The 13240-nt window shown below is 26.9% G+C and carries 12 protein-coding genes and 2 tRNA genes; 12 read left to right on the forward strand and 2 right to left on the reverse strand.

Annotated features, from left to right (window positions below; translation table 11 throughout):
• Positions 1 to 74: 74 nt before the first annotated feature.
• Together N4A48_RS05515 and N4A48_RS05520 are read left to right on the forward strand one after the other, a co-directional pair.
• Positions 75 to 151, forward strand: a tRNA-Asp gene (locus tag N4A48_RS05515).
• A 67-nt stretch (positions 152 to 218) separates the two neighbouring features.
• Positions 219 to 293: transfer RNA gene (locus N4A48_RS05520), tRNA-Thr, on the forward strand.
• Between the two features lie 43 nt (positions 294 to 336).
• Here N4A48_RS05520 and N4A48_RS05525 read toward each other — a convergent pair.
• Both N4A48_RS05525 and N4A48_RS05530 read right to left on the reverse strand, forming a co-directional pair.
• Complete coding sequence (locus N4A48_RS05525) at positions 337 to 1320, reverse strand: ATP-binding protein (protein ID WP_293664834.1); 984 nt, start codon at positions 1318 to 1320, stop codon at positions 337 to 339.
• Between the two features lie 8 nt (positions 1321 to 1328).
• Entirely contained in the window at positions 1329 to 2609 is a 1281-nt protein-coding gene (locus N4A48_RS05530; RefSeq protein ID WP_293664835.1) for a DnaD domain protein, read from the reverse strand.
• 84 nt (positions 2610 to 2693) lie between these two features.
• Between N4A48_RS05530 and N4A48_RS05535 the strand changes: the two genes are divergently transcribed.
• From N4A48_RS05535 to N4A48_RS05580, 10 genes are all read left to right on the forward strand, one after another.
• Positions 2694 to 4151 carry a M1 family metallopeptidase gene (locus N4A48_RS05535; RefSeq protein ID WP_293664837.1) on the forward strand — a complete coding sequence of 486 codons (1458 nt, stop codon included), beginning with the start codon at positions 2694 to 2696 and terminating at the stop codon, positions 4149 to 4151.
• Between the two features lie 63 nt (positions 4152 to 4214).
• Positions 4215 to 5558 carry a LysM peptidoglycan-binding domain-containing M23 family metallopeptidase gene (locus tag N4A48_RS05540; protein ID WP_293664838.1) on the forward strand — a complete coding sequence of 448 codons (1344 nt, stop codon included), beginning with the start codon at positions 4215 to 4217 and terminating at the stop codon, positions 5556 to 5558.
• Between the two features lie 203 nt (positions 5559 to 5761).
• Positions 5762 to 6583, forward strand: a complete 822-nt coding sequence (locus N4A48_RS05545) for a MerR family transcriptional regulator (protein WP_293664839.1) — start codon at positions 5762 to 5764, stop codon at positions 6581 to 6583.
• A gap of 121 nt (positions 6584 to 6704) precedes the next feature.
• On the forward strand, positions 6705 to 8027 hold the full coding sequence (locus N4A48_RS05550; RefSeq protein WP_293664840.1) for an MATE family efflux transporter: 1323 nt from the start codon (positions 6705 to 6707) through the stop codon (positions 8025 to 8027).
• A 52-nt stretch (positions 8028 to 8079) separates the two neighbouring features.
• Positions 8080 to 8574 (forward strand): hypothetical protein, encoded by a 495-nt coding sequence (locus N4A48_RS05555; protein WP_293664841.1) that lies wholly within the window; start codon positions 8080 to 8082, stop codon positions 8572 to 8574.
• Between the two features lie 186 nt (positions 8575 to 8760).
• Positions 8761 to 9681, forward strand: a complete 921-nt coding sequence (locus N4A48_RS05560; protein ID WP_293664842.1) for an NAD-dependent epimerase/dehydratase family protein — start codon at positions 8761 to 8763, stop codon at positions 9679 to 9681.
• A 131-nt stretch (positions 9682 to 9812) separates the two neighbouring features.
• Positions 9813 to 10670 carry a hypothetical protein gene (locus N4A48_RS05565; protein ID WP_293664843.1) on the forward strand — a complete coding sequence of 286 codons (858 nt, stop codon included), beginning with the start codon at positions 9813 to 9815 and terminating at the stop codon, positions 10668 to 10670.
• Between the two features lie 110 nt (positions 10671 to 10780).
• On the forward strand, positions 10781 to 11989 hold the full coding sequence (locus N4A48_RS05570; protein WP_293664844.1) for a glycosyltransferase family 4 protein: 1209 nt from the start codon (positions 10781 to 10783) through the stop codon (positions 11987 to 11989).
• 64 nt (positions 11990 to 12053) lie between these two features.
• The gene (locus N4A48_RS05575; protein ID WP_293664845.1) at positions 12054 to 12626 is read left to right on the forward strand and encodes a cyclase family protein; all 573 of its coding nucleotides are present in this window, start codon (positions 12054 to 12056) and stop codon (positions 12624 to 12626) included.
• Between the two features lie 13 nt (positions 12627 to 12639).
• Entirely contained in the window at positions 12640 to 13083 is a 444-nt protein-coding gene (locus tag N4A48_RS05580) for a MarR family transcriptional regulator (protein WP_293664847.1), read from the forward strand.
• The last annotated feature ends 157 nt before the right edge of the window (positions 13084 to 13240 follow it).

Consider the following 13240-nt stretch of genomic DNA (forward strand, 5'->3'; position numbering starts at 1 on the left):
CTCAGCTGGGAGAGCACCTGCCTTACAAGCAGGGGGTCACAGGTTCGAGCCCTGTTGAGCCCACCAATTATTTTGGCCTCGTTGTTCAGTTGGTTAGAATGCCAGCCTGTCACGCTGGAGGTCGAGGGTTCGAGTCCCTTCCAGGTCGCCAAATAATTTATAATGAAACTCAGAAATGCTACGCATATCTGAGTATTGATTTTTTAAAAATTATATATGCTAGTGTGGCTCAACGGTAGAGCAGCTGACTTGTAATCAGCAGGTTGTAGGTTCGATTCCTATCACTAGCTCCAATAAAAAACTAAGGATTATATCCTTAGTTTTTTTGTATGAATTTTACTTTTCCCATCTTAAATCTTCTCCTATAAATTTTAAAAATGTATAGTGAGATGATATTCTAGAAAATATTCTATCTGTATAAGTATTGGCTATTTCCATTGGAGATAGATTAGTAGATATTATTGTCTTCTTTGAATCTATTAATCTTGAATTTATTATATTGAATAGTTCACTTATAGTAAAAGTATTTGTCATTTCAGAGCCTAGATCATCTATAATTAAAAGATCACATTCAAATAATAATCTATAATTTCTTTTATCTTCATAAGTATGATTTTTTTCAAATCTATAGTTTTGTAAAAGCTCGATTATATTATAAGATGTTTCATAAAGTACAGTGTATCCCTTATCTAAAAGTTTTTTGGCTATACAACTGCACATAAAAGTTTTGCCTACTCCTGTTGAACCATAAAACAGGAGGTTTTCTTCATTATCTTTATTAAAATCTAGAGTAAAACTTTCACAAGCTGAATATATGCTTAACATATTTTCTCTTTGAGATATTCCTTCTGCGTAAATTTTTTCATCACGAAATAAATTTATATCGAAGGTATCAAAGTTTTCTTTTTCAATAAGCTTTGAGAAATTAGAAATTTTATATGCATTCTTTATAAGTTCTTGCTTAAAGCACTCACATTGTGAACCATCTTTAGTAAATCCTTTGTCTTTACATTTATCACAATTATAATGCATTTGAAGATAATCAAGAGGAATTTTATTTTGGGCTAATATAGCTTCTTTTTGTTTTTTTAAATTTTCCATTTCTATTTTACTTTTATCAATTATTTCTTGTCTATCTCCGTCAGACATTAAAACAGCTTTGCTCAAAGATAGTCCGATTTGAAATATTTTATCGTCTATCTCTTTTATTTGAGGAATTTTATTATAGATTTTATTTTTTCTAGCTTCAAGATCTAGCTTAGAATTATCTCTGCTGTGTTCATATTTTATAAAAATATCTCTTAATTTATCATCATTCATATAATCACCTACTTAAATTTCTTTTTTTGTTTTTCTAAAATCATTCTTTCTAGCTCTTCTGGAGTGTAATTAGAAGTTCTTTGCTCAAAATTATGAAGCTTTGTTTTTGGAGCCTGGTAAGTTTTTTTAATATAAGGTTTATTGTTTGATTCTTGCCCAGTTTGCTCAATCGTTTTAAAGCCTTTTCTATTCCAATTATTTAAAATAGCATCGATATAGTTTATAGATGGGTTAGATGTATTTTTTGACTTTGAGCAAGCATGAAGAACTAATTCCATAGAGAACTTCATTTCATCTATCCATTTATCCATAGTTTTAATTTCTTCTTTAGAAGGAGACTTTTTAAAGCCTAATGCCTCAAATATAATTTTGTATATTTCTAGTCTTTCTGATCGTTTTGAATCATAATCTAGTATATCCTGATATGATTTAAATCCTTTATCATTCCAATTTCTGAGGATAGCATCTATATAAGATATAGATGGATTAGAAGTATTCTTTGACTTAGAACAAGCAAAGGCTATTAAGTCATTAGAAAATTTGAATTCGTCAAGCCATCTATCCATTATTCTTCTTTCCTCCATTGTAGGCTCTCGATAAAAACCTAGCTCTTTAAAAACATTCTTGTATAATCCAAATCGCTCTGTATTCTTTGCAAAATATTGCTCTAGATCTTCAAGGGTATATATTTTATTATCATACCAATTTCTTATTATTCCTTCTACATACTTTATACTTTTTATACCTCTTTTTTGCTTAGAGTAAGCATAAGCACTTTTTATCATATCTGGCCCCATATTGTATCTGTCCATTATATCTAGTATCTGAATCTTTTCATTTGGAACCAAAGGTCTGCTTATAATTTCATTTATATAGTTAAAAAGCTTAGATATATTAGGATTCTGAGTTACAGATATAAGCTCATTAGGAGTTGTTTTTTCTCTTTTGGGTTCATTAGTTTTAATGATATTTTCTATATATAATTTTTTTAAATTCAAAAACTCAACTGAATAATCCCACTGCTCGTTCTCTTCTTTAAAGTGTTTTTTTATTATTTTTTTATCTGCCCAAAAATCCCAAGCAGATAAAACATCTGATAGAGGTATATTTAAATTCTTGGCTAAAGTGTGATTTGACGCTTCTGCTTTTGATGCGTCAAAAGCATATTTATAGGCTAATAAGTAAACTTTTACGTATGTACCATTAGCCATTGGCATAAATATATCTATAAATATATTATCAATAGGAGTCTCTCCTAAGTCTATTTCATTAATTTCTTTAAAAAACATAAAAATCACCTCGGATTAATTATATCACAACAAAGCAAAACTTAATTTAGACTAATCTTTATTATTACAAAGGGGGTTGTATTCTTGTTAGTTATTTTAAACAAAAAAAAGTTTTTTAAGTTATTTACTGTATTATTTTTATTATTTTCTGCAATAACATGCTTTGCAAAAACAGACCTTCAAGTATTTAAAGGAGATAAAAATGACGATTTAAATGAGTATACGATAAATGCATCTTTTAATGAAAAGCTGAAGAAGTTAACTTGTAGTCAAAATGTAGTATATGTAAATAACACTAAGAATAATTTAAGGGAAGTATATTTTCATATATATCCTAATGCATTTTCTAAAGAAAAGTATGCTCCATTTGCGAAAAATGAATTAAAAGATGCATATCCAAATGGATTTAGTAAAGGATATATAAAGGTTAAGAGTATTTTAAACAATCAAACTAAACTAAGCTATTCTATATCAGGAAAAAAAGAAGATCTATTAATTATTAAATTAAATAATGAATTAAAGCCAGATGAAAAAATAGATATACATATAGAGTATGATGTGAAACTACCTAACTCAATAGGTAGATTTGGCTATGGAGATAATACTATAAATATAACAAATTGGTATCCAATAGCATGTGTACATGATGAGAGAGGATGGAATAAAAAAGGATATGAAAAAATAGGAGATCCTTTTTACAGTGATGTAAGTAATTTTAATGTTATCATAAAAATTCCAAATAAGTATAAAATAGCATCAACGGGAGTAATAAAAAGTAAGAAAAAATCAAATGATATTAATATATTTAAAGTAGACGCTAGACATGTAAGAGATTTTGCATTTATATTAAGTGACAAGTTCTCTATATTATCGACTAATATAAAAGATACAAATATATACAGTTACTTCTTCGATGACAAATATGGAAAAGAAGCCTTCGCTGTAGCTAAGGATTCATTAGTGGTGTTCAATGATTTATTTGGAAAATATCCTTATAAGACATATTCAGTTGTAGAATCAGATTTCTTTATAGGGGGAATGGAGTATCCTAATCTTGTTATGATAGATGAACGTCTTTATGACCAGGATTCTAAGTTTGCTCTTGAGTATGTAGTTGCTCATGAAACTGCACATCAATGGTGGTATTCCTTAGTTGGAAATGATGAGATAAGTGAACCTTGGCTAGATGAAGCTTTAACAGAATATTCTACAATACTTTATTTTGAGCAAAAGTATGGTAAAGAAGTAAAGGATAGACTTATAAAGCATATGAAGGTTAGAACTATGACTAAACAAAGTAAGAATATATTCAAAAGCACGACAGAATTTGATAATTCTATAGATTACAGCTTATGTGTATACAGCAAAGGAGCTCTTATGATAGATGATATAAGAAAAAAAGTTGGAGATAATGTATTTTTTGACACATTAAGGAAATACTATAATGAAAATAAGTATAAGAATGTTACAAGTGATCAATTTATGAATATGTGGGAGAAAGAAGGTGTTAATACTGAAAAAATAATGAATGGAAACAATTAACTTGAAATCCAAACCATTTCTTTGATATAATGTAGGGGTAACTGTCTTGAAAGGAGCCTACTTATGAATAAGCTAAACAATATACTTAAGAAAAAATACTTGCTTCATTACATAGCGTTATCTATAACTATAATAACTTGTAGTGTATTATATTTTGCTACATTATCATATGAAGTAAGCATAGATGGTAAAAATGTAGGTATAGTTGAACGTAAAAAAGATGTGTATGAATTAATAGAAAAGAAAAAAATGGATATATATAAGGAATTTAAAAAAGATGTTAAAATAGATCAAGAAATAGTATTTACTAAGTGTAGAGTAGGAAAAGATAAGATAACATCACCAGAAGAGTTCAATCAAAACTTGAATGAGGTTATAGATCTTACAATACGAGCGTGTGCTATTAATATAAAGGGTAAAGATGTAGTTTATGTAAAGGATAAGAAGCATGCAGAAAATATTTTAAAAACTATTAAAAACCAACATAAAGAAGGAATAAAGGGTATAAAGGATATAAGATTTGTAGAAAAAGTAGATTTAGTAGAAAAAGATATAAAAATATCTAAGTTGAAAAATGAAGATTCAGCTTATGAATACTTATTAACAGGTACAGATGATGTACAAAAATACATAGTAAAAGATGGAGATAATCTATGGAATATATCTAGAAAATACAATTTAAGTATGGATGATATTGAAAAAGCTAATCCAGGAATAGATATCGAAAAACTAGATATAGACCAAGAGATAAATATAACTGTTCCTAAGTCATATTTAAATGTAAAAGTAACAAGTGTAGCTTCTTATGATGAGAAAATACCTTATGATATAGTTTATGAAGAAACTGCATCTCTTTATAAAGGAGATAAAAAAGTAAAGAGTGAAGGTAAAGAAGGATTTAGAAAAGTAGTTGCAGAGGTTACTAGAATAAATGGAAAGATAGATTCTAAGAATATACTAAAAGAAGAAATAGTTGAAGACGCTGAAGATAAGATTGTATTAAAAGGTACAAAGAAAAAGCCTACTTATATAGCATCTGGAGCTTTTTCAAATCCTACAAGGGGAAAACTATCTTCAAAATTCGGAAGAAGATGGGGAAGAAAGCATACAGGAATAGATATAGCAGCTCCTAAAGGAACACCTATTAAGGCTTCTGATGGAGGAACTGTAGTATTTTCTGGAACACAGAATGGTTATGGTAAGCTTATAATAATAGATCATAAAAATGGATATAAAACTTACTACGGGCATTGTAGTTCACTAGTAGCTAAAAAAGGTCAAAAGGTTGCTAAAGGTGATGTTGTAGCTAAGGTAGGTAGTACTGGAAGATCTACTGGAAATCATCTTCACTTTGAAGTTAGAAAAAATAATGTACCTTTAAATCCAAGTAAATATGTTAAATATTAAAGCTGTTGAATTTCAACAGCTTTTTTTAATGTAGTTATTTAAGCGAAAAATAATGATTATTAAAATAGCACTTTGGTGCTAGTATAATATCATAGACATACTTACTTTTATTGTTTCCTAGAAATAAAAATATATATAAAGAAACATAATAATCTATTAAAAAGAATAGTAAAATATATATAGATAGGAGTTGAAGGTAAAAAGTGAAAGATAAACTATCAATTGGTGAATTTGCAAAATCAAGAAATATTACAACTGAAACACTGAGACATTATGATAGAGTAGGTCTACTTAAACCTGTTAAAGTAGATTCTAAAACGGGATATAGATACTATTCTATCTTACAATATGAACAATTAGGAACAATTAAAGAACTACGCCAACTAGGTATGAGCATTGATGAAATTAAGAAGTACTTCGATAATAGAAATCTAGAACAGTCTGTTAATATATTAAAATATAAACACAATGAACTTAAAAATAGAATAAAAGAACTACAACAATTGGAAGAAAATATTGATGAAAAAATAAAACATTTAGAAGATATCTCTAAGGTATCAGATTTAAAAGATATAGTTATTAAAGATATTAAAGAAAGAGAAATAATTACTTTTGATAGATATAGTAAAGATGAAATTGATCTAAGTTACATATGTCTTAAGCTAGAGAATGAATTGAAAGAAATAGCCCCTATAGTTGCAAGCAACCGTTATGGTGCTATTATAAAACAGGAAGATATAAAGTCAAATAAATATATAGAATCAGTTAACATGTTTCTATTTATTAGAGATAGAGAAAATATTGATGAAGATTATATTAAAACAATTCCTAAAGGAAGGTATGCTTGCATGTATTATAAAGGAATCATCTGGGATATAGAACCTAATATAAAAAAGATGATAAAATACATTGAAAAACAGGGATATGAAGTTTGTGGTGATGCTCTTCAAATATCTCAAATAGATATTAGTGTTACAGATAAAAAAGAGGAAGTATTATACGAAATACAAATACCTGTAGAGTGAAACTTAATTCAGATAAAATATATTGACATTTGTGTAGCACAAGGGTTTATAATATACTCCGTTAGAATAAAACAGAATCATATAATTAATCTATGTTTTGTTTATTTTGGAGGTGGATCAAGTGAATGAAAATATATTAGGAACAGAAAAAATATCTAAATTATTTATTAAATTTTCAATTCCAGCAATAGTTGCTATGGTAATAGCAGGAGTACAAACGATAATAGATGGAATATTTTTAGGAAATTTTGTTGGTCAAAATGCACTAGCTAGTGTAAATATAGTTCAACCATTTATGCAAGTTATAATAGGTTTTAGTATGATAATAAGCGTGGGAGCTCTAAGTTTTATAGGAAGAAATTTAGGAGAAGGTAAAAAAGAAGAGTCACAAAATATATTTAGGACATCAGTAATATTTACTACAACAATATCAGTATCTATATTATTATTTGGAAGATTATTTAGTAAAGAGATTGCGTTATTATTGGGTGCAAATAAAGTATTATTAGAAGGAGTATCCACGTATATTAGAATTATAGCTATATTTGCTCCAATAATGTCTTTAATGTTTTTATTTGGATTTATTAACAGAATAGTAGGAAAACCAGAATTATACTTAAGAGGTATGATATTAAGTGTAATTGTTAATATAAGCTTAGACTTTATGCTTATAAAGCAACTGGGATTAGGAATAATGGGAGCAGCATTTGCTACAGGAATGGCATATGTAGCACCATTCTTTATAGTTGCTCATCTTATGTTAAATAAAAATAATATAATAAATATATTTAGTGGTAAATTTGATAAATCAGTTATAATACCAATTACATATAATGGGTCATCAGAAGGAGTAATAGCAATTGCAACTGCTACAACTGCATATGTATTTAATATGACATTTATGAAAATAGCTGGGGAAGCTGGCATTGCAGCATTTACAACTATAAACTATATAGGTCAATTTGGAACTCTTATAATGTTTGGTATATCAGATGGAATAACACCTATACTTAGTTATAATTATGGAAATAAAAACAATGATAGATTAGATGATACATTAAAGTTAGCATCAAAGGTTAATTTGATCGTGGGGGTATTTTTGTTTTTAACATTATTTTTATTTGGTAAACAGTTAGTATCATTATTTGCAAATGGAAATGAAGAAATTTTAAACTTAGCAGTAAGTGGGTCGAAAATATATGCATTTGCATTTTTATTGAATGGGTTTAACATAATCAATTCTGGATACTTTACAGCAATAGGAGATGCTAGAGCATCTATTATAATATCAGCAGGTAGGGGAATAATATTTATAATTATAGGTATAAATATACTTCCTATGATTATTGGTACGAAGGGAGTTTGGCTTACAGTTCCATTTGCTGAATTCATTACATTTATTATAGGTATGTATCTATTAAAAAAAATGATGCATTATATCTAGAAATAGTTTAATATTATTAATATATAGTTAATATGGAAGAGAGGGTTAGAAAATGAAAAAAGGAAGTAAAGGAATATTTATAACATTAACTACATTAATAATTGTATCGTTATTTATATTTTTATCTAGTGCCCAAAAACATGGTGAAATTGAGCAAGTAGATAATAATGAATTAAAAGTAGAGAATGAAGTAATAATAGGCGATATAAATAATGTATCTGTAGCATTAAGATACTTTACTACTGAGGGGGAGTTTTTTAGTGACTTTCAAAAAGTAGTGGGTGAAGATGTAGCTAAAGAAATTGGTAAAGAATTCATTGGAATGGAGTTTGAACAAACTTTAGAACCTTTTAACAAAGATGAGTTAAATTATATAATTTTACTTAAAAAAGATGACAAATTAATAGCTGAGATTAGATTTTATGATTTAGATAAAGTTGTATTAGTAAAAGAAAATGTAAACTATATATCTACTTTAGATAAAAAATCTTCAAAAGATTTAATTTTTAAATTGGTAACTAAATTTAAGCCAATAATATTTGAATAATATAAGAGTTAGATTAATATATAGATTTTTAATAGAAAAAGCCTTAGGAGAAAAACTTCTCTTAAGGTTTTTTCTATTAAATAGAAGGTTAGGAAATCATATACTTTTTATTTCTTAGAATGTATAATCTAGTTATATTATAATTTAAAGATAAGTTAATAATACTATAATTAGGAGGAATTACTTTTGAAGATATTAGTTACTGGAGGGTCTGGATTTATAGGTTCTAATTTAGTTGATAAACTAATTAGTCTATATCACGATGTTGTTGTTATAGATGATTTATCAACTGGTAAAGTTGAAAACTTAAATAAAAAATCTAAGTTTTACAAAATGGATATATGTAATGAAGATATTTTAGAAGTATTCAATAAAGAAAAGTTTGACATTGTATATCATATGGCAGCTCAAATAGATATTCAAAAATCTATAAAAGACCCTATACAAGATGCAATGGTGAATATAATAGGAACTATCAACATTTTAGAGGCATGTAGGAAAAGTAAGGTAAAAAAAATAATTTACTCTTCTACTGCAGCAGCTTATGGAAATCCTGATTATTTGGGAATAGATGAAAATCATTATACACAACCTATTTCATTTTATGGTTCATCTAAATTAAGTTCTGAATATTACGTTTCTATTTATTCTAAATTATATAATTTAGATTATACAATTTTAAGATATTCGAATGTTTATGGTATTAGACAGGATAAAAATGGTGAAGGTGGAGTTATATCTATATTCTTAGACAAGATTATAAGTAGTGAGAATGTAAGTATATTTGGTGATGGTAGTGCAACAAGAGATTATATATATGTAGAAGATGTAGTTGATGCAAATATAAGTTCTATAGAACATGGAAATAGAGAAATTTTTAATATAGGGACTGGAAAATATACATCTGTTTTAAAGCTTTTTAATTTTATGAAAGATATAATTAATAAAGAGATAGGTGTAATATTTGAAGATGAAAGACTTGAGGATATAAAAGATTCTTATTTTGAAATTAATAAGTCAATGGGAATACTTAATTGGAAGCCAAAGTTTTGTTTAGAGGATGGTTTAAGGAAAACTATAGAATATTATAACAATAAACACATTTAAAAAAATTATAAACTTTAAAGTGTATATAGAAGTTTTTAATACAAAGGAATAATAACTTATATTTACTTGTTAGTTATATATACATTATAGTAAGATAAAGTGAAACGATTTTTTCTTAAGGAGTAATTAATATGAATATGTTTTATTATGATTCTATATGTGATGGAAGTAATATGGTAAATGAAGATGTTGCTAATATAAATAAGTATGGTGCTTGGATATTAGATGGAGCTACAGGTCTTAATGGGAAAAACTTAATAGATAAAGATAGTGATGCGAAATGGTATGTTAGACAGTGGGATGAATATGTTAATAAAAATTTTCATAAAACAGATATTAACTTAAAAAGAATTGTAAAAGAAGGAATTAATGTAATAAAAGATAAGTATTACAAAAAAGTTAAAGATAAAAATATTAAAGCTTTAGATCTACCATCAAGCTCTATAGTTTTAACAAGATGGATTGAAGATTACTTAGAATATTTCATATTAGGAGATTGTACTCTTATAATAGAAAATAATAATAAGCTAAATGTTATAAAAGATGATTCTGTAACCAAACTTGATAATAAGGTTTTTGAGGCAATGGATAATATAATGAAAAAAGAAGATAAGACATTTCTTGAAGCTAGAAAAGAAGTAAATGATTTGATTATAGAAAATAGATTGTTAAAAAATACAAATGAAGGGTATTGGATACTTGGATTTGATACAGAAGCTGCTGATAGAGCATTATATGGAAAAATACGATTAAATAAAGATATGAAGGTGTTAATTGCTAGTGATGGTTTTTCTGCAATAACTGATAGATATAATTATATAGATATTGAAAACCTAATTTATGAGACACAGAATAAAGGTCTAGATAGTATTTGTAAAAAGCTACGTGAAATTGAAGAGGAAGATTCTAGTGGAGATAAGTATCCTAGATTCAAAAAAAATGATGATGCATCTGCAATATATGTTGAGTTAATAAATAAAGTAAATTAATTAATAAGGCAATGGTAAACGATATTTAATTACGTATACCATTGCTTTTTTATTGTTACATTGATAAAATAAAGCGAAATATTATTATATAGAATAGGAGACAATTAAAGTTGAGAATACTTCATGTTACAGCCCAAAAACCATTTAAAACTGGAAGCGGTATATACGTTAGAAAAATTATAGAGCAATTCGACAAGAAAAATTTTAAGCAAGCTATTATTGCTGGTATTTCAGAAGAAGAAAATATAGATATAGATACTGATTTATATTTAGAAAAGTATCCAGTGCATTTTAATACAGAAGAGATCCCTTTTTCTGTTGTAGGAATGAGTGATGTAATGCCATATGAAAGTACTAGATACAGAGATCTTGATGAAAATATGCTAGATTATTTTATAAAAATCTTTAGTAGACAAATAATGAAAGCTGTACAGATATTTAATCCAGATATAATAATATGTCATCATCTATATCTTTTAACAGCTCTTACTCGTTCATTGATAAAAGACAAAAAAATATTTGGGGTATGTCATGGTACAGATTTAAGACAACTCAAATCAATAGATTTAAAGAGAAATTTTATAAAAGACAATATAAGAAAACTAGATGGTATTTTAGCTCTTCACAATAACCAAAAAGAAGATATAAAAGAGTATTTTAATATAAAAGAGAGTCTTATTCATGTTACAGGAAGTGGATATGATGATTCGATTTTTTATTATAAAGATTCATATCATGAAAAAGACTATATAAAAGTTATATATGCAGGGAAAATATCATTTTCTAAGGGATTGATGCCTTTAGTTGAAGCTTTCTCATCGTTAAGAATTCCAACTGATAAAATTAAATTAAGTTTAGCAGGCATGGGTAATGGATATGAATATGAGAAAATATTAAATACAGCTAAAAAATCACCATATAAAATTGAGTTTCTTGGGAATCTAAGACAAGAAGATTTAGCAGATAAATTTAGAGAATCAGATATATTTATACTTCCTTCTTTTTATGAAGGCTTGCCTCTTGTATTAATAGAAGCTTTAGCTTCAGGGCTATATGTTATCACTTCAGAAATACCTGGTGTAAGAGAGTGGCTAGGAGAAAAAATAAATAATTCTGGTAAAATAAGATACTTGCCTCTACCTAGACTAATAAATGTAGATATTCCCATAGAAGAGGATTTACCAATGTTTAAGAGAAATATAAAGAATAAAATACAAGAAATTATAAAAGGCATTAATGAAAATAAGGATAATGAGAATTTAGATGTAACATATCTTAGTTGGAGAGAATTATCAAACAGAATTGAGAAAATTTTATAGTTGACAAGGAAACAAAAACAATATATTATTATTTCTGAGGAAACAATAATAGGAGAGTGATATTATGGTGGATATAACATTAGGATTGGATAAAAATAATAAAATATGGAATTTATTAGAAGATGAAGAAAATAAACTAATGAAAGCAGGCCATATCGGAACTCATATAGATGTATATAAAAAAAGCAATATCCCATTAGAGTATTTTAAAACTAAAGGAGTTTTAATTAATTGCACAAACTATTGTATAGATAGTGAAGTAGGAATGGAAGTATTAAAAAATAAAGAAATAACAGAGGGTAGTTTTGTTATATTTAAAACTAGTATACAAGTTAATTATTCATATGGAAGTGATATTTATATGAATCAACATCCTGAGCTTAGTTGGGAACTTATAAACTATTTACTTGATAAAAATGTGAACTTTATAGGAATTGATTGTGCAGGAATTCGTATAGGTAAGGAACACATTAAAGCAGATATAAAGGCAGAAGAAAATAGTACTTATGTTATAGAAAACTTAGATTTAAGCAAATTAAATGGTACAATAGAAGATGAATTTGATGTGTATACTATGTGGATAGAGAATCCATTTTCTACAGGTTTATCCACTAGAGTATTGGTTGACATACTATAGGGAGGAAAGAAATATGAGCAACGAATTAATGGTGGAAAAACTAAGTGAAATCTTTCAAATCTTCACAGAATTTAATGAAAAAGGATTCAAAGAGAATTATAGCAATTTGAATATAAATGAAGTTCATGCTATTGATTATATAGGTAAAACAGAAAATGCTAATGTAACTAAAATTACAAATCATCTAAAAATAACTAAAGGTGGAGTAACTAAAATAACTAAAAAGCTAATTAATAAAGAATATATAAGTTCATATCAAATCGAAGAAAATAAGAAGGAAAAATACTTTAATCTAACAGAAAAAGGAAAAGAAATTTTTAAAAAACATGAAAATCTTCACATAGAGGCTATAAATAGAGATAAGAAAATATTTGAAAAGTTTGATAAGAATGAAAAAGAAGTGATAGATAAATTTTTAGATACTCTAAAAAAAGATTTTAAAAAAAAGTTAAAATAAATAGGCTGAACCTAATAGATTCAGCCTATTTATTTAATTATAACTATGTCATTTTTGTTTTGTGCATAACTTATTGAAAAGCTATACTTGCAACTATTTTTAAACAACGGATTCCGTAGGGGTTGTTGGTGACATGAGTCACCGCATTAGCGAGTAG

Origin of the sequence: Tepidibacter sp. (assembly GCF_025210165.1) — a bacterium.
In the GTDB taxonomy this organism is placed as follows: domain Bacteria; phylum Bacillota; class Clostridia; order Peptostreptococcales; family Peptostreptococcaceae; genus Tepidibacter_A.

Excerpts from the sequence above, each read along its gene's own strand:
- N4A48_RS05580 (WP_293664847.1), top strand. The coding sequence starts at position 12,640 with ATGAGCAACGAATTAATGGTGGAAAAACTAAGTGAAATCTTTCAAATC.
- N4A48_RS05530 (WP_293664835.1), bottom strand. The coding sequence starts at position 2,609 with ATGTTTTTTAAAGAAATTAATGAAATAGACTTAGGAGAGACTCCTATT.
- N4A48_RS05525 (WP_293664834.1), bottom strand. The coding sequence starts at position 1,320 with ATGAATGATGATAAATTAAGAGATATTTTTATAAAATATGAACACAGC.
- N4A48_RS05540 (WP_293664838.1), top strand. The coding sequence starts at position 4,215 with ATGAATAAGCTAAACAATATACTTAAGAAAAAATACTTGCTTCATTAC.
- N4A48_RS05565 (WP_293664843.1), top strand. The coding sequence starts at position 9,813 with ATGAATATGTTTTATTATGATTCTATATGTGATGGAAGTAATATGGTA.
- N4A48_RS05555 (WP_293664841.1), top strand. The coding sequence starts at position 8,080 with ATGAAAAAAGGAAGTAAAGGAATATTTATAACATTAACTACATTAATA.
- N4A48_RS05575 (WP_293664845.1), top strand. The coding sequence starts at position 12,054 with ATGGTGGATATAACATTAGGATTGGATAAAAATAATAAAATATGGAAT.